Here is a 16,179-nt window from a genome sequence, read left to right on the forward strand (position 1 = left end):
CAAGGAGAAAACGCCACAAGACCCCCCAAGCCTCTTACTCCAAGTAACAGCGGCCGCAATTGCCAAGTTTTGGCAAAGTACGGCCGCTGCGTCACCTGGGTTCCCCGGGCCTCAGGAAGGCCCGGAATTCCGGCAGGAGGGGTCGGTCAGGACGGTAGGGAAAACGGTCAGAACAGGACACGCGCCAGGGCCGTACGGGCGGCGGTCACCCGCGGGTCCTCCGCGCCGATGACCTCGAAAAGCTCCAGCAGGCGCACCCGCGCCGCGTCCCGCTCCTCGCCCGCGGTCCGCTTGACCGCGTCGATCAGCCGCCCGAAGGCGTCCTCGACATGCCCGCCGACCAGGTCCAGGTCGGCGGCGCGGATCTGGGCCTGCACGTCGGCGGGGTTGTCCGCCGCCGCCTTGCGCACCTCCCGCGCGTCCAGGCCCCGTACCCGGTCGAGCAGTTCGGCCTGCGCCAGACCGAGCTTGGCCTCCGGGTTGGCCGGGTCGTCGGCGAGCACGTTCTTGTACGCCTGGATGGCGCCGCCCAGGTCACCGGCGTCCAGCGCCTGGCTCGCGGCCTCCAGCAGCGCGTCGTACGGACCGACGGGCGCCGGCCGCTCCGCCGGTGCCGCGCCCTCCGCGGCGGGGTCGATGGGCGCCCCCACGATTCCGAACTGCTGCTCGGCGGCGCGCACGAGCTGATCGAGCACCTGGCGGATCTGGTCCTCCGGTGCCGCGCCCTGGAACAGCGGCAGCGGCTGGCCCGCGACCACCGCGAAGACCGCGGGGATGCCCTGCACCCCGAACTGCTGGAAGAGCATCTGGTTGGCGTCGACGTCGATCTTCGCCAGCACGAACTTGCCGGCGTACTCCGCCGCCAGCCGCTCCAGCAGCGGGCCGAGCTGCTTGCACGGCTGGCACCACTCGGCCCAGAAGTCGATGACGACCGGGACCTCGGTGGAGCGCTGCAGGACGTCCTGCTGGAACCCCGCCTCGTCGACGTCGAACACCAGACGGCCGCCGCCCGCGGGCTGAGCGCCCGTGCGGGCCGCCTCGGCGCGCGCCTGCTCCGCCTTCTGCTTCGCTTCCCCGGCCGCCTTCAGCGCGGCGAGGTCGACGACTCCACTCATGGACATGTTGCGTGGCTGCATGGGTCCATCCTCCCCCCTCCGCGGCCCGTTCCGGAAAGCGGTGCCCGAAATTCACGCTCCGCGCCGCCCGGGGCGCGGGCGGGCCCGGGAACCGGTGACCGCAACGTCGCGCCGGCCGCGGCCGGGCCGGTGGCCCACGGGCCCCGTACCCGTCCGCACGTCCAGCCGGATCGCCGGCGTACGAGCGGGCACAGTGCCCTTCGTTCGGTGCAGCGGTGTCGCCTCGGCGGCCACGGGTCCCCACCCGCGGCCATGGGTTGTCGCTCTCAGCTCTTACGCTACGGGTCGTAGCGTAACTCCCCACGCCCCCGGCCGGGCAACCCTCCGCGCGGCCCGCTCCCGTGATCTGCCTCACGGCACCGGCGGTCCGACGCCTGGTGAACGCGTATCCGCCAGCCGCACGTTCCCGCCACCGGCCCCGCGCACCCGCCATTTCCCGCCACCCCCGCGCGTACTGGCCGGTATGGTCGCCCGCATGCCCCGCTGCTCCTCCACCAGCGCCACCTCCCGGACCGCTCGTACCGGCGGAACCGGCCGTACCGATTCCGGCGGCCGTACGGGCCGCCCGCGCAGCGCCGAGGCGGACCGGGCGATCCTCGGCGCCACCCGCGCGGCCCTGGTCGAACTCGGCTGGGGAAAGCTCACGATGAGCGATGTGGCCGCCCGGGCCGGCGTCGCCAAGACGACCCTCTACCGCCGCTGGGCCAACAAGAGCGAACTCGTCGTGGACGCCGTCGCCGTCCTGTTCGACGAGCTGGAACTGCCCGACCGCGGCAGCCTGCGGGCCGACATCGAGGGCGTCGTCCGGCAGTTCGCGGACCTGCTGGCCCGCCCCGAGGCGAAGACGGCGCTGATGGCCGTGGTCGCCGAGTCCACCACCGACCAGGCGCTGCGCGAACGCATCCGCACCGCGATCGTGGACCGCCAGAAGCGGCTGGTCGTCCAGGGCCGCCAACGGGCCCAGGAGCGCGGCGAGCTGCCGCGGGACGCGGACGGCGTGGACGGGGCCGTGGCGGCGGACCGCGCGGTAGGCCTGATCTTCGACGTCATCGCCGGGGCGGTCGTGCACCGCGCCCTGGTGAGCGCCGAGCCGGTGGACGCCGTATGGACGGGCCAGTTCACCACCCTGCTGCTCGGCGGGCTGGCGGGCCTGGACGGGCACGCGCGGACGGCGGGCCCCGAATAGCACCGCGGGCCCGGGGCCTGTGGCCGGAAGTCTCGGACCGGGAGTTTTGGGCAGGAGGTTGCGGACCGGCAGCCTCGGGCCGGAAACCTCAGGCCGGAAACCTCAGACCTGGTAGCGGTCCGCGGCGAAGAGGTGGATGTTCTCCTCCACCCACCGGGAGGTGCGCTTCAGCCCCTCCTCCAAGGACACCTCGGGCTCCCACGAAGTCCACGTACGGGCACGGGAGTTGTCCGACAGCAGCCGTTCGACCTCGCTCCCCGAAGGCCGCAGCCGGGCCGGGTCCACGACGACCCGGGCGTCCCGGCCCGAGGCGGCGATCAGCGCCTGGGCCAGGTCACCGATGGCGATCTCGCGGCCCGTGCCGAGGTTGACGACCTCCCCCAGGGCACGGTCGCAGTCGGCCGCCGCCAGGAACCCGGCCGCGGTGTCCGTGACGTAGGTGAAGTCACGGGTGGGCGTCAGCGAGCCGAGCTTGATCTCGCGTGCGCCGGAGTGCAGTTGGGCCAGGATCGTGGGGATGACGGCACGGGCCGACTGGCGGGGGCCATAGGTGTTGAAGGGGCGGACCACCGTGACCGGCAGCTCGAAGGCGTGCCAGTGGGACAGCGCCATCATGTCCGCGCCGATCTTGGAGGCGGAGTAGGGGGACTGCGGCTGGAGCGGGTGCGCCTCGCTGATGGGCGCGGTCAGCGCGGTGCCGTAGACCTCGCTGGTGGAGGTGTGGATCAGCCGGCGCACGGCGTGGCGGCGGCACGCCTCGGCGACGTTCTCGGTGCCGGTGACGTTCGTCTGGACGTACGCGCCGGGCGAGTCGTAGCTGTACGGGATGCCGATCAGGGCGGCGAGGTGGAAGACGGTGTCGCAGCCGGCCACCGCGTCCGACACCCGGCCGGGGTCGCGGACGTCGCCCGCGAACATCTCCACCGGGCTGTCCGGCCCGAGGTGGTGGGCGAGGTGGCCCTTCTCGGCGTACGGCTTGTAGTGGACGAAGGCCCGGACCGTGGCGCCCCGCTCGACGAGCAGGTCCACCAGTGTCGAGCCGATGAAGCCCTCGGCGCCGGTCACCAGGACCTTGCGGCCTTCCCAGGGAGAGCGCGTACGGGTGTTCAGGGCCTGAGTCTGTGCGGTCTGCGTGGCATGTGCGGTCTGCGTGGTCATGCTGACTTCCTTCATGGATGCGTAGGTGCTGTACGTGCGGTCAGTGCGGTGCGCACGCCGGAGGGGCGACGCCGGTGACGTCGTACGGGTGGGGGTGGCCGGCCAGCTCCAGCGCCTTGGCGGCCAGCAGGTCGGCGGCGCGCGCGTGGGTGCCCGGGTCGGCCGCGGCGCTCATCGCCACCAGCCGGCCCGGGTCCGCCAGCAGCGGCGTGACCAGGGCGTCCAGGCTGTGCGCCGAGGTCTGCTCGTCCGGCAGGAGGAGGGCCGCGCCCACGTCGGACAGGACCCGCGCGTTGTGGGTCTGGTGGTCGCCGGGGGCGTGCGGATAGGGCACCAGGACGGCGGGCATCCCGATGGTCGCCAGCTCCGCGACGGTCGCCGAACCGGCCCGGCACACGACCAGGTCGGCCGCCGCGTACGCCAGGTCCATCCGGTCCAGGTACGGGACGGCCTCGGCGATCGCCGCGCCGCCGGTGGCCGCCAGGCGGGCCCGCGCCTCGTCCAGGGCCGCCGGACCGGTCTTGATCAGCAGCCGCAGGTCGTCGCGGTCCCGGTAGCGGGCGGCGAGGCCCAGCGCGGCCTCGGTGAGCCGGGCCGCGCCCAGGCTGCCGCCGTTGACCAGCAGCAGCCGGGCGCCCTCGGGGATGCCCAGTTCACGGCGGGCCGGCCCGCGCAGCGCCGTACGGTCCAGCTCCCCCAGCGGGCCGACCAGCGGCATGCCGACCGTCTCGGCCCGCTCGCCGCCCGGCAGGTGCGCGCGGCTGCGGTCGAAGGCGAGGGCGACATGGGGGGTGAGGCGGGCGGCGAACTTGTTGGCCCGGCCGGGTACGGCGTTGGACTCGTGGACCAGGCTGGGCAGCCCCGCCATCCGCGCGCCGACGATGACCGGGGCGCTCGGGTAGCCGCCCATGCCGACCGCCACCTGGGCGCCCTGCTCGCGCAGGATGGACCGGCACCGGGCGCCGGACTTCAGCAGGGCCGCGGGCAGCAGGTACCGCTTTGCGCCGAGCGCGGGGTCGAAGGGGATCATGCCGACCGTGTGCAGTGGGTAACCGGCCTTGGGGATCAGCTCCTTCTCCAGGCCGCGTTCGGTGCCGACGAAGGAGATCACCGCGTCGGGCACGGCTCGGCGCAGCGCGTCGGCGAGGGCGAGTCCGGGGTAGATGTGGCCGCCGGTGCCACCTGCCCCGATGACGACAGACAGTGGTGTGCGCATGGCCGCCACGCTCACCGAGTGCTTTAAGAAGCTTCTAAGAGCCGGGTTTGGCAGCCTATGACCATGCCGTCCACACCATGTGAGCCACCCGCGCCACCCGCGTCCGCGCCCACGCCCGCCCCTGCGCCCGCACCCGCACCGCGCGGCGCGGACCGTACCGGCGCCGCGCCCCCGGCCAGGATCCTGGTCGTCGACGACGAACCGGAGGTGCGGGCCGCCGTCCAGGACGGTCTGTCCGTGGAGGGCTACGCGGTACGGGGCGCCGCCGACGGCCTGGCGGCCCTCTCCGAGGTCGCCGCCTGGCAGCCGGACGCGCTGGTGCTTGATGTGATGATGCCGGTGCTGGACGGGCTGGCCGTGTGCCGGCGGCTGCGCGCGCTGGATGACCGTACGCCGATCCTGGTCCTGACCGCGCTGAACTCGGTCAGCGAGCGGGTGGACGGCCTGGACGCGGGCGCCGACGACTATCTCGTCAAGCCGTTCGCGCTGGACGAGCTGGTGGCCCGGGTGCGGGCCCTGCTGCGCCGGGCCGCGACCTCGGCCGCCGAGGACACCTCCCTGGCCTTCGCGGACCTGGTCGTCGACCCGGTGACCCGCACCGGGCACCGCGGCGGCCGGCCGCTGGAGTTCAGCCGCACGGAATGGGCGCTGCTGGAACTGCTGCTGCTCCACCCGGGCCAGGTCATGCCGCGCGAGGTGATCCAGGAGCGGGTGTGGGGGCGCGACTTCGGCCCGGACTCCAACTCCCTGGCCGTGTACGTCGGTTATCTGCGCCGCAAGCTGGAGGCGGACGGCGAGCCACGGCTGGTGCACACCGTGCACGGCGTGGGCTACCGGCTGGACAGGGCGGACGGGGCGTGAGCGGTCACCGTGGCCTGGGGGCGCGCTGGCGGCGCCGCCGTCCGCTGCGCACCCGGCTGGCGCTGGCCGCCTCGGCCGCGGTGGCGCTGGTCGCCGTCGGTGTCTGCGCCGCCGCCTTCCTCATCCTCAAGGTCCAGCTCAACCAGCAGCTCAGGCTCAATCTCACCCAGTCCGCGACCCGGATCGTGCAGCAGCACGAGGACGTGTCGCCCGGTGTGCTGGCCGGCGAATGTGAATTCCTCTCGGCCCCCGCCTGTGCTCAGGTGGTCCCCGCCACGCCGGCGAAGGACCCGGCGGCCCCGTACCTGCTGCCCGTCTCGCAGGAGACGCGCCAGGTGGCGGCCGGCCGGCGGGCCGCGTACTACAGCGAGTTCACCCTGGCCGGCCACCCCACCCGCGTCCTGACCCAGCGCTTCGGCAAGGACCGGGCGCTCCAGGTCGCGCTGCGCTCGGACACCGTCGAGAAGGGCGTGCGGCGGGCCGCGCAGTTGCTCGCCGCGGTGGGCGGCGCCGGCGTGCTGCTGGCCGCGGCGCTGGGCTACTGGGTCTCGCGTACGGGGCTGGCGCCGGTCGCCCGGCTCACCGCCACCGCGGAGCGGATCGCCGCCACCCGCGACGCCCGGCACCGTATCGAACTGCCCGCCGGGCCGCCCGGCCGCGAGGACGAGGTGACCCGGCTCGCCGCCAGTTTCAACACCATGCTCGGCGAGCTGGAGCAGTCGGTGGCCGCCCAGCGCCGGCTGGTCGCCGACGCCTCCCACGAGCTGCGTACGCCGCTGACCGCGCTGCGCACCAACGCCGAGCTGCTGGCCCGTGCCGAGCGGCTGAGCCCGGCGCAGCGCGACCGGGCGTCCGGGGCGCTGGGCCGTCAGCTCCGTGAGGTGACCGTCCTGGTGAACGACCTGATCGAGCTGGCCCGGGACGAGGAGCCGCAGCCGCTGGTGGAGCAGATGCGGCTGTCCGCGCTGGTGGACCACGCGGTGGCCGCGGCCCGCGAGCACTGGCCCGAGGTGGACTTCACCGTCCGTACGCAGGAGGCCGCGGCGGCCGTCACCGTTCCCGGTGTCCCGGCCCGGCTGACCCGGCTGCTGTCCAACCTGCTGGACAACGCGGCGAAGTACTCCCCGCCCGGCGGCCCGGTCGAGACCGCACTGACCGTACGCGAAGACGGCTCGCTGGAGTTGACCGTACGCGATCACGGTCCGGGTATCGCGGCCGAAGACCTTCCGCACGTCTTCGACCGCTTCTACCGCGCCGAGGCGGCCCGCGCGCTGCCCGGCTCGGGCCTGGGCCTGGCCATGGCCCGTCAGATCGCCCGCGCCCACCAGGCCGATCTCACCGCGGCACAGGCCCCGGGCGGCGGCGCCCTCTTCCGGCTCCGCTTCCCGGCGCCCGGGCCGCAGGGGAGACTTCAGAAACCGGCGGGCTCGGTGTAGATGCCCCACTCCTCCCGCAGCGCGTCGCAGATCTCACCGAGCGTGGCCTCCGCCCGGACGGCTTCGAGCATCGGCTCGATCATGTTGCGGCCGTCGCGGGCGGCCTGGAGCATCGCGTCCAGGGAGGACCGTACGCGTGCGTCGTCCCGCGCCGCCTTGCGCTCCGCCAGGACCCGTACCTGCTCGCGCTCGACCTCGTGGCTAACCCGCAGGATCTCCAGGTCGCCGGTGACCGAGCCGTGGTGGCAGTTGACGCCGACGACCTTCTTGTCGCCCTTCTCCAGCGCCTGCTGGTAGCGGAAGGCGGACTCGGCGATCTCGCCGGTGAACCAGCCGTCCTCGATGCCGCGCAGGATGCCGGAGGTGATCGGGCCGATCGGGTGCTGCCCGTCGGGGACCGCCCGCGTACCGCGCTCCTTGATCTGTTCGAAGATCTTCTCGGCGTCGGCCTCGATCCGGTCGGTCAGCGCCTCCACGAACCACGAGCCGCCCAGCGGGTCGGCGACGTTGGCGACGCCGGTCTCCTCCATCAGCACCTGCTGCGTGCGCAGCGCGATCTCCGCTGCCTGCTCGCTGGGCAGCGCCAGCGTCTCGTCCAGCGCGTTGGTGTGCAGGGAGTTCGTCCCGCCGAGGACCGCGGCCAGCGCCTCCACGGCCGTACGGACCACGTTGTTGTACGGCTGCTGGGCGGTCAGCGAGACCCCGGCGGTCTGGGTGTGGAAGCGCAGCCACTGGGCCTTCTCGCTGGTGGCGCCGTACACCTCGCGCATCCAGCGGGCCCAGATGCGGCGGGCCGCGCGGAACTTGGCGATCTCCTCGAAGAAGTCCACGTGGGCGTCGAAGAAGAAGGACAGGCCCGGGGCGAAGGTGTTGACGTCCAGGCCGCGGGACAGGCCCAGTTCCACGTACCCGAAGCCGTCGGCCAGGGTGTACGCCAGCTCCTGCGCGGCCGTCGCGCCCGCCTCGCGGATGTGGTAGCCGGATACCGAGAGCGGCTTGTACGCGGGAATGCCGCGCGCGCAGTGCTCCATGAGGTCGCCGATCAGCCGCAGGTGGGGCTCGGGCGGGAAGAGCCACTCCTTCTGGGCGATGTACTCCTTGAAGATGTCGGTCTGGAGCGTGCCGTTCAGGACGGCCGGGTCGACGCCCTGGCGCTCGGCGGCGACCAGGTACATGCAGAAGACCGGGACGGCCGGGCCGGAGATCGTCATGGAGGTCGTGACGTCACCGAGCGGGATGTCCTTGAAGAGGACCTCCATGTCGGCGGCGGAGTCGATGGCCACACCGCAGTGGCCGACCTCGCCCAGCGAGCGCGGGTCGTCCGAGTCGCGCCCCATCAGGGTCGGCATGTCGAAGGCGACGGAGAGACCGCCGCCGCCGGCCTTGAGGATCATCTTGTAGCGCTCGTTGGTCTGCTCGGCGTTGCCGAAGCCCGCGAACTGGCGGATGGTCCACGTACGGCCGCGGTAGCCGGTGGGGTACAGGCCGCGCGTGAAGGGGTACTCGCCCGGCCACCCGATGCGCTCGAAGCCCTCGACCGAATCGCCGGGGCGGGGGCCGTACACGGGCTCGACGGAATCACCCGAAAGGGTGGTGAAGTCCGCGTCGCGCTTACGGGCGGAGTCGTACCGGGCCTGCCAGCGGCGGCGGCCCTCTTCGATCGCGTGAGCGTCCATACCTTCGAATTTACTAGGACGTCCTAGTAAATGTCGATGGCTGACGGAGGCATCGGCAGCCGAAAGGCCGGGCGTCACCCGCCCGGCCCGCCGTACGTCCTGCCGTACGCGCCGTTCAACCGCGGCCCGCGGACCGGCTCACGCCTTGCTGAGCTGCGGCTCCGCGTCCGCGACCAGCGGCTCGATCTCGCGTGTGACCTTGCGCTCGACGAAGAACGCGGCGGTCGGGATCGTCCCCGCGATCAGCACCCACAGCAGCTTGCCGAACTTCCACTTGGCCTTGGAGCCCAGGTCGAAGGCGAAGACCAGGTAGATGATGTAGAGCACGCCGTGGATCTGGGAGACCACGAGCGTGAGGTCCTTACCCGTATCGAAGCCGTACTTGGCCACCATGCAGGCGCACAGGACGAGGAGCATGACGGCGGTCACGTAGGCCATCACCCGGTAACGGGTCAGCACGCTTCGTTTCATGACATCGAGCGTAACCGCCCGTTCCGGGGCGATCTTCGCCGCCCCACCGCTGCGGTCACGCCTCCTGGAAATCGCCCGCCGCCACCCGCAGGGGCCGCAGCATCGCGAAGATCTCCGCGCACTCCTCGGCGTCGTACGTGCCGAGTCCGAACTCCATCTCCATAAGGTCGCGGGTGGCCGCGTCGCACACCTCGCGCCCCTTGTCCGTGATGGAGGCGAGCGTGCCCCGCCCGTCGTTGGGGTTGGGCCGCTTGGCCACCAGCCCCGACTTCACCAGCCGGTCCACGGTGTTGGTCACCGAGGTCGGATGGACCATGAGCCGCTCCCCGATCTTGGACATCGGCAGCTCGCCGGCCTTGGAGAAGGTGAGCAGCACCAGCGCCTCGTACCGCGCGAAGGTCAGCCCGTACGGCTTGACCACCGCGTCCACCTCGGACAGCAGGATCTGCTGGGCACGCATGATCGAGGTGATCGCGGCCATGGACGGCACGGCTCCCCAGCGCCGCCGCCACAGCTCGTCGGCGCGCGCGATGGGGTCGAAGGGAAGACTGAGCGGCTTGGACACGACCCCGACCCTACCCGCCGGTCATATCGTGGTCAGCCGTGTCTCACCAACCGGTCCTCAGTCCCCGGGCGGCACGCCATCGCCCGTACGGCGTACGGCGAGCACGGCCAGGAGCACGCACACCAGGCCCAGCGCCCCGCCGGCCGGCATGACCACGTGCAGGGGGACGAACTCCGCGACGGCGCCCGCCAGCGCCATCGACAGGCCCATCGCCGTCATCAGCCCGGCCTGCATCACCGTCATGGCCTGGCCGCGCCGCTCCTCGGGGACGGCGGCGACGAACCAGCGGTCCAGACCGAGGTTGAAGGTGATGCCGGTGCCGGTCAGCACGAGCAGGACCACGGCCCAGCCGAGCGAGGGCCGGGCGGCGAAGCCCAGAGCGGGCAGCACCGTGAAGACGGCCATGGGGAAGGTGAGCCGGGCACGGCCCCTGGGACCGAGCAGGGAGCCCGCCAGGGACTCGGCGAGGACGGCACCGACGGGCATGGAGCACATCAGCAGCCCCAGCCCGGCCGGGCCCAGCCCCAGGCTGTCGGCGTACGCGGTCAGCAGGGCCTCGGGCACCACGACGAACATCGGCGGCAGCCAGGCGAACACCAGCAGCGCCCGTATGCGGCGGTCGGCGAACAGGGAACGGGCACCGCGGAGCGAGGCACCGAACAGGGCGCCCTGGCCCGTACCTCCGCCGTCCTTGCCGGTGCGGCGCGCAGGGCGGTCAAGGGTGCCCACCCGCAGCAGCAGCGCCGAGCACAGGAACGTGGCGACGGTGACGGCCAGGACGGCGCGCGGCGAAACGGCGGCCAGCAGCAGCCCGCCGACCCCGAAGCCCACGAGCTGACCGCTCTGCGACACCATCCGGATCACCGAACGGCCCGTGACGAACAGGTCCCCCTCGCCCAGGATGTCGCCCAGCGTCGCCGCCCTGGTCCCGGCGAAGACGGGCGCCAGCGCCGCGGTCAGACAGCGCAGTACGAGCAGCGCCGCCACCGGCGTGCCCGGCACCACCATCCCGGCGGCACACCCGGCGCACAGCACATCGCACACCACCAGCACCCGCCGGGCGGGGAAGCGGTCGGCGACGGCCGACAGCAGGGTGCCGCCCACCACGTACGGCAGCAGGCCGAGCGCGAAGGTCAGCGCGCTGAGCAGCGGCGATCCCGTCGTCCGGTAGATCAGGACGGACAGCGCGATCTCGCAGAGCACCACCCCCAGCGTCGAGAGCAGATGGGCCGCGAAGACATAGCGGAACTCCCGTACGGCGAACACGGCCCGATAGCCGGTACGGGCGCGGACGCGCGAGCCGCGCCCCGCCGAACCGGCCGCGGCGGCGGGATCGGCCGCGGCGGCAGGATCAGCCGCAGTGGCGGGAGGAACACAAGCAGCGGCCTGCCCGGGGCATGCCACGGTGGGGTCCGCCTCGGCGGGCCCGGGGTGAGCAGCGGTCATGGCGGCAGCCTGTCGCCCGCCGCACCCGGGCCGTAGTGTTTCGGCCGGGGCCGAATCTTCGGACGCGAAGGGGGTGGCGGCCGTGCCGCTGGACATACGTTTCGGCGCTGATGACCTGTTGCGCATCCGCTTCGCCGTCTCGCCCCTGTGCGAGACCCACGAGGCCGTACGGATGCTGCGTCGCACCGACCGGCACGGCTACCACCTGCCCTGGCTGCGCCGGATGCGCGCGGCGGTGGCGGGCCTGGACCTGTCCGCGCTGTGGCTGTTCATCCCGTCCCCGCCGCCCGGCTACACACCGGACTTCCTGGGGCAGCCGCCACAGGTCCCCGGGGCCTCTTTCGAGGAGGAACTGGCGCGGCTGCGGGCCACCGACCCGGCCCTGGCCCACGCCGAGATGACCAAGTCGCTGGCCGGCCGGCCGAAGGACGCCCGCTCCCCGCTGGCCCGCGCGATGCTGGCGGACCCGGCGTGGGCGGTCCGGGAACTGGCCGAGGCCACCGCGCGGGCCTGGGAGGCGCTGCTGGCACCGGACTGGCCGCGGCTGCGCGCGCTCCTGGAGGCCGAGATCGCCTACCGCTCACGGCAGTTGGCCACCGGCGGACTGCACCGCCTGTTCGCGGACCTGCACCCGCGGCTGAGCTGGGACCGGGGCACCCTGACCGTCCATACGCGCACCGACTTCCAGCAGATGCAGGACCTGGACGGCCGGGGTGTGCTCCTGCTGCCGAGCGTCTTCGTGTGGCCCGACGTGGTCAGCGCCTTCGAGCCGCCGTGGCAGCCCACGGTGGTGTACCCGGCGCGCGGCATCGGCGCCCTGTGGAGCCGGCCGCGCCCCGACGGCACCCTGGCGCGACTCCTGGGCGCCGGCCGCGCCGCCGTACTGACCGCACTGGAGGGCCCGGACTCCACCACGGCCCTGGCCCACCGCCTGGGCCTGGCACCCTCGTCGGTGTCGGCCCACCTGTCCGTGCTGCGCGACGCCGGCCTGCTGGCCTCCCGCCGCGAGGGCCACCAGGTCCTGTACGAGCGCACCCCACTGGGCATCGCCCTGGCGGCAGGCGCCGACGACACCCAGATCAGCTCCCCGGCCGCCCCAAATACCGCTCGACCCTCTCGACCTTCGAGGTCAGCCCGTCCGTGACCCCCGGCCGAATGTCCGCCTTCAACACGAGCGAGACCCGCCCGGCCCGTTCCTCCACGGCGGCCACCGCACGCTTGACGACGTCCATGACCTCGTCCCACTCGCCCTCGACGGAGGTGAACATCGCGTCCGTACGGTTGGGGAGCCCCGACTCGCGGACCACGCGTACCGCCTCGGCGACGTACGAGCCGACGTCCTCGCCCACGCCCAGCGGGGTGACGGAGAAGGCGACGATCACGCGTTCACCGTGCCTTCCTTGCGGGCGCGGGCGGCGATCACACCGGCCTGCTCCTCACGCTTGAGGATCCTGTCGCCGAAGAGGCCGCCGAAGGGCAGGACCGCGAGCAGGAAGAAGAGCGCGACCCGCTTGAAGGGCCACTTGGCGCGGTTCCAGACGTCCAGCAGGAGCACCACGTAGATGATGAACAGCACGCCGTGGATGATGCCCAGCGGCATCACCAGCTTGTCGTAGTCCAGGGCGAGCCGGAACCCGGTCCCGAAGATCAGCAGCGCGGGGAAGGACAGCGCCTCCGGGATGGAGGCCAGGCGCAGTCGGTGCAGCGCGGTAGCGGTCTTGATGTCCACGGGAACCTCGTTCGGGTGGCAGGGGAAGAACGACACGGCTTGTGCATGCGTTCACAAACGCGTTTCCATTGTTACAGGCCCCGTAAAGATCACTGTTCAGGGGTCCCGGAGCCGGTTACCTTCAAAGGCGTGGCTCAATTCCGACTCCAGGGGAGCAAGGTGCTCGCCGTCGACATGACGGGCGACGCCGTCAAGGCGAAGAACGGCGCCATGGTCGCCTACGAAGGTCAGATGTCGTTCAAGAAGATGACCGGCGGCGGTGAGGGCCTGCGCGGCATGGTCACCCGGCGCCTGACCGGCGAACAGATGGAGGTGATGGAGGTCAAGGGGCACGGCACGTGCTACTTCGCCGACCGGGCCAGTGAGATCAACCTCGTGCAGTTGCAGGGCGAGAAGCTGTACGTCGAGGCCAGCAACCTGCTGTGCACGGACGCGGCACTGCGCACCGGCACGACCTTCACCGGACTGCGCGGCGCCTCCCAGGGCAACGGGCTGTTCACCACCACCGTCGAGGGCAGCGGCCAGGCCGCGATCACCTCGGACGGCCCCGCGGTGGTGCTCCGGGTCACCCGGGAGTACCCCCTCCAGGTCGACCCCGGCGCCTACGTGGCGCACACCGGCAACCTCCGTCAGCACTTCCAGTCCGGTGTGAACTTCCGCACCTTCATCGGGGAGGGCTCGGGCGAGTCCTTCCAGATCCGCTTCGAGGGTGAGGGCCTGGTGTACGTACAGCCCAGCGAGCGCAACACCATCGGGGGCGAGGTCTGATGCCCTTCACGCTCCTCAATTCCCGCATGGTCCAGGCGGACGTCGTCCCCGGTCAGCGGATGTTCAGCCAGCGCGGCGCGATGCTGGCCTACCGGGGCCAGGTCAGTTTCACCCCCAACATCCAGGGCGGGCAGGGCGGCATCGGCTCGATGATCGGCCGCCGGATCGCGGGCGAGGCCACCCCCCTGATGACGGTGGAGGGCAGCGGAACGGTCATGTTCGGGCACGGCGGCCACCACGTCCACGTCGTGGACCTCACCGGGGAGACGCTGTACGTCGAGGCGGACCGGCTGCTCGCCTTCGACGGGACGCTCCAGCAGGGCACGATGTTCATGGGGTCGCAGGGCGGTGTGATGGGCATGGTGCGCGGACAGGTCACCGGTCAGGGCCTGTTCACCACGACCCTCAAGGGGCACGGCTCGGTCGCGGTGATGGCACACGGCGGGGTCATCGAGGTGCCGATCACCCCCCAGCGGCCGGTCCACGTCGACCCCCAGGCGTACGTCGCCCACCGCGGCGAGGTACGCAACAAACTGTCCACGGCACTGGGCTGGCGGGACATGGTCGGCCGCGGCTCGGGCGAGGCGTTCCAACTGGAGCTGTCGGGCCAGGGCACCGTTTACGTACAGGCGTCGGAGGAGAAGCTGTGACCGGTCCCGTGGTGCACGACGTCCATTCGCTGCCGGCCGACGACAACGTCAACCCCTACGCGTTCAGCGTGGAACTGAAGGGCCAGTGGTTCCTCCAGAAGGGGAAGATGATCGCCTACTACGGGCAGATCGACTTCCAGGGCATCGGACACGGCGCCCTCGACCGCTTGGTAGCCGGAAGTTTCCATTCGCCATTGCACGCCTCGGACTGGGTCGTCGCCGAGGGCCACGGCAAGATGGTCCTTGCGGACCGGGCCTTCGATGTCAATTCCTATGACCTTGAGGAAGGCAATCTCACCATTCGCGCGGGCAACTTGCTCGCCTTTCAGCCATCTCTGTCGTTGAAACAGTCTATCGTTCCCGGCTTCCTCACCCTCATCGGTACGGGCAAGTTCGTGGCGGCCTCCAACGGCCCGGTCGTCTTCATGGAGCCGCCGATCCGGGTGGACCCCCAGGCGCTCGTCGGCTGGGCCGACTGCCCCTCCCCCTGCCACCACTACGACCACCAGTACCTGCGCGGATTCCTCGGCGGCCTCAGGGCGCACACGGGGATCGGCGGCGCCTCCGGCGAGGAGCACCAGTTCGAATTCGTGGGCGCCGGCACGGTCCTGCTCCAGTCCACCGAACAGCTCATGCCGACGCAGGCGACCGGCATGGTGCCCGAGGAACAGGGCGTCCCGGGCGGCGGCATGCACGCCGCACAAAGTGGCTCACAACTGCCTCAGCTCCCCGGATCCCTCGGGGGGCTCCAGCGCCGATTCGGACTGTGAGCGGTAGTCTGCGGACGGTGACCTCGAACGCCTGACCAACCCTCCGCGTGCCGTCCGCGACCACACAGCCCGAATAATTCACTTTTCAACTTTCACGGGTAGAATTCTTCCATGACGACCGACAGCGACACCCCCTGGCTGACCGACCAGGAACAGCGCGCCTGGCGCACCCACCTGGACGTCAGCAGACTGCTGATGCACCAACTGGAGCGCGATCTTCAGCCGTTCGGCCTGACCAACAACGACTACGAGATCCTGGTCAACCTCTCCGAAGCCGAGGACCGCCGGCTGCGGATGAGCGATCTGGCCGCCGCCACGCTGCAGTCCAAGAGCCGGCTGTCCCACCAGATCACCCGCATGGAGAACGCCGGACTGGTCCGCCGCGAAAGCTGCGAGTCCGACCGGCGCGGCCTGTACGCCGTCCTGACGGACGAAGGCTGGGAAACCATGCGCCGGGTCGCCCCGCACCACGTCGCGTCCGTACGCAGACACTTCATCGACCTGTTCACGCCCCAGGACCTGGAGGCACTGCGGTCTTCTTTGACACCGGTGGCGGAACACCTTCGGGGGCGGCGCGGCCGATAGTCCGCCCGTGGCGGCGCCCATTTCCGTCCGTGACGGCGCGCCGATTCGGGGTGACCGTACGCCGTGGGGTTACCCCGGCGGCCGTGTTCCCCCTTCCCCCTGCGCGGGTGCGGGTTTCGCCTTCGGCGGGAGGGGGTGTTGGGGTGGGCGCTTTGCGCTTGCTGGGTGGTGGGTGCGGGGTCGGACCTGCGGGGGCGTGTATCAAAGCTGCTTCGCTTTACGCTTTGATACACGCCCCCTCCGGCCCGACCCCTCCCGTCCGGTAGCGCGCCCACCCCTGGGGGGAGGGTGGGTAGGTGGCCCTGCGTGCGGGTCGGTGCCCCGAGGGCGGCTCCTGGTGGCAAAAAGCACAGGGCGGGCGTAGGGGATGTCGTGCCCCGGAGGGCGCACGCAGCAGTTGTCGTACTGGATCTTGGAACCGTTAGTGGTCACGGCCGACGGCTCGGGGACGGCCGGGCGTGGGCGTATCGGGGACTCCCCGCAGGGCCGTGTGCAAGACGCAGGCTTCCTGTTACGGCGTACCAGC

Annotated in this window: 17 protein-coding genes; 8 read left to right on the forward strand and 9 right to left on the reverse strand. The window is 71.7% G+C overall.

All coding sequences use genetic code 11. From position 1 onward, the window contains the following. Positions 1 to 167: 167 nt before the first annotated feature. Positions 168 to 1,136, reverse strand: a complete 969-nt coding sequence (locus KGS77_RS10235) for a tetratricopeptide repeat protein (RefSeq protein ID WP_242580408.1) — start codon at positions 1,134 to 1,136, stop codon at positions 168 to 170. Between the two features lie 475 nt (positions 1,137 to 1,611). Here KGS77_RS10235 and KGS77_RS10240 point away from each other — a divergent pair, with 475 nt between their 5' ends. Continuing rightward, the gene (locus KGS77_RS10240; protein WP_242580409.1) at positions 1,612 to 2,322 is read left to right on the forward strand and encodes a TetR/AcrR family transcriptional regulator; all 711 of its coding nucleotides are present in this window, start codon (positions 1,612 to 1,614) and stop codon (positions 2,320 to 2,322) included. Positions 2,323 to 2,424: 102 nt separating this feature from the next. On the opposite strand, the gene KGS77_RS10245 is transcribed toward KGS77_RS10240, so the two are convergent. Together KGS77_RS10245 and KGS77_RS10250 are read right to left on the reverse strand one after the other, a co-directional pair. Then, positions 2,425 to 3,432, reverse strand: coding sequence for an SDR family NAD(P)-dependent oxidoreductase (locus tag KGS77_RS10245; protein ID WP_242587400.1), 1,008 nt, complete (start codon positions 3,430 to 3,432; stop codon positions 2,425 to 2,427). A gap of 88 nt (positions 3,433 to 3,520) precedes the next feature. After that, a complete protein-coding gene (locus KGS77_RS10250) occupies positions 3,521 to 4,696 on the reverse strand; it encodes a UDP-N-acetylglucosamine--N-acetylmuramyl-(pentapeptide) pyrophosphoryl-undecaprenol N-acetylglucosamine transferase (RefSeq protein WP_242580410.1) in 1,176 nt (391 codons plus the stop codon). Positions 4,697 to 4,759: 63 nt separating this feature from the next. Here KGS77_RS10250 and KGS77_RS10255 point away from each other — a divergent pair, with 63 nt between their 5' ends. Both KGS77_RS10255 and KGS77_RS10260 read left to right on the forward strand, forming a co-directional pair. Further along, on the forward strand, positions 4,760 to 5,557 hold the full coding sequence (locus KGS77_RS10255; RefSeq protein ID WP_242580411.1) for a response regulator transcription factor: 798 nt from the start codon (positions 4,760 to 4,762) through the stop codon (positions 5,555 to 5,557). After that, complete coding sequence (locus KGS77_RS10260) at positions 5,554 to 6,993, forward strand: HAMP domain-containing sensor histidine kinase (RefSeq protein ID WP_242580412.1); 1,440 nt, start codon at positions 5,554 to 5,556, stop codon at positions 6,991 to 6,993. Before KGS77_RS10255 ends, KGS77_RS10260 begins: the two co-directional genes overlap by 4 nt. On the opposite strand, the gene KGS77_RS10265 is transcribed toward KGS77_RS10260, so the two are convergent. The 4 genes from KGS77_RS10265 to KGS77_RS10280 all read right to left on the reverse strand — a co-directional run bounded on the left by KGS77_RS10265 (position 6,969) and on the right by KGS77_RS10280 (position 11,151). Further along, positions 6,969 to 8,669 (reverse strand): methylmalonyl-CoA mutase family protein, encoded by a 1,701-nt coding sequence (locus KGS77_RS10265; RefSeq protein WP_242580415.1) that lies wholly within the window; start codon positions 8,667 to 8,669, stop codon positions 6,969 to 6,971. The two genes, KGS77_RS10260 and KGS77_RS10265, sit on opposite strands and share 25 nt — an antisense overlap. A gap of 138 nt (positions 8,670 to 8,807) precedes the next feature. Further along, complete coding sequence (locus KGS77_RS10270; protein WP_242580417.1) at positions 8,808 to 9,140, reverse strand: DUF3817 domain-containing protein; 333 nt, start codon at positions 9,138 to 9,140, stop codon at positions 8,808 to 8,810. Between the two features lie 55 nt (positions 9,141 to 9,195). Further along, positions 9,196 to 9,705: a MarR family transcriptional regulator gene (locus tag KGS77_RS10275; RefSeq protein ID WP_242580419.1), complete on the reverse strand. Its 510-nt coding sequence runs from the start codon at positions 9,703 to 9,705 to the stop codon at positions 9,196 to 9,198. Positions 9,706 to 9,762: 57 nt separating this feature from the next. Beyond that, positions 9,763 to 11,151: an MFS transporter gene (locus tag KGS77_RS10280; protein ID WP_242580422.1), complete on the reverse strand. Its 1,389-nt coding sequence runs from the start codon at positions 11,149 to 11,151 to the stop codon at positions 9,763 to 9,765. An 82-nt stretch (positions 11,152 to 11,233) separates the two neighbouring features. Between KGS77_RS10280 and KGS77_RS10285 the strand changes: the two genes are divergently transcribed. Next, the gene (locus KGS77_RS10285) at positions 11,234 to 12,295 is read left to right on the forward strand and encodes a DUF5937 family protein (RefSeq protein WP_242580424.1); all 1,062 of its coding nucleotides are present in this window, start codon (positions 11,234 to 11,236) and stop codon (positions 12,293 to 12,295) included. Here the strand turns inward: KGS77_RS10285 and KGS77_RS10290 are convergent. After that, the gene (locus tag KGS77_RS10290) at positions 12,231 to 12,533 is read right to left on the reverse strand and encodes an MTH1187 family thiamine-binding protein (protein ID WP_242580426.1); all 303 of its coding nucleotides are present in this window, start codon (positions 12,531 to 12,533) and stop codon (positions 12,231 to 12,233) included. The genes KGS77_RS10285 and KGS77_RS10290 overlap by 65 nt on opposite strands. Further along, the gene (locus KGS77_RS10295; RefSeq protein WP_242580428.1) at positions 12,530 to 12,880 is read right to left on the reverse strand and encodes a DUF3817 domain-containing protein; all 351 of its coding nucleotides are present in this window, start codon (positions 12,878 to 12,880) and stop codon (positions 12,530 to 12,532) included. Before KGS77_RS10295 ends, KGS77_RS10290 begins: the two co-directional genes overlap by 4 nt. 129 nt (positions 12,881 to 13,009) lie before the next feature. On the opposite strand from KGS77_RS10295, the gene KGS77_RS10300 reads away from it, so the two are divergent. The 4 genes from KGS77_RS10300 to KGS77_RS10315 all read left to right on the forward strand — a co-directional run bounded on the left by KGS77_RS10300 (position 13,010) and on the right by KGS77_RS10315 (position 15,653). Next, positions 13,010 to 13,648, forward strand: a complete 639-nt coding sequence (locus KGS77_RS10300) for an AIM24 family protein (RefSeq protein ID WP_242580430.1) — start codon at positions 13,010 to 13,012, stop codon at positions 13,646 to 13,648. After that, the gene (locus tag KGS77_RS10305) at positions 13,648 to 14,298 is read left to right on the forward strand and encodes an AIM24 family protein (RefSeq protein ID WP_242580432.1); all 651 of its coding nucleotides are present in this window, start codon (positions 13,648 to 13,650) and stop codon (positions 14,296 to 14,298) included. The genes KGS77_RS10300 and KGS77_RS10305 overlap by 1 nt, the downstream gene beginning before the upstream one ends. Next, positions 14,295 to 15,068 (forward strand): AIM24 family protein, encoded by a 774-nt coding sequence (locus tag KGS77_RS10310; protein WP_242580434.1) that lies wholly within the window; start codon positions 14,295 to 14,297, stop codon positions 15,066 to 15,068. Before KGS77_RS10305 ends, KGS77_RS10310 begins: the two co-directional genes overlap by 4 nt. 111 nt (positions 15,069 to 15,179) lie before the next feature. Beyond that, entirely contained in the window at positions 15,180 to 15,653 is a 474-nt protein-coding gene (locus KGS77_RS10315) for a MarR family transcriptional regulator (protein WP_242580436.1), read from the forward strand. Positions 15,654 to 16,179 lie beyond the last annotated feature (526 nt).

Origin of the sequence: Streptomyces sp. MST-110588, from assembly GCF_022695595.1 — a bacterium.
In the GTDB taxonomy this organism is placed as follows: domain Bacteria; phylum Actinomycetota; class Actinomycetes; order Streptomycetales; family Streptomycetaceae; genus Streptomyces.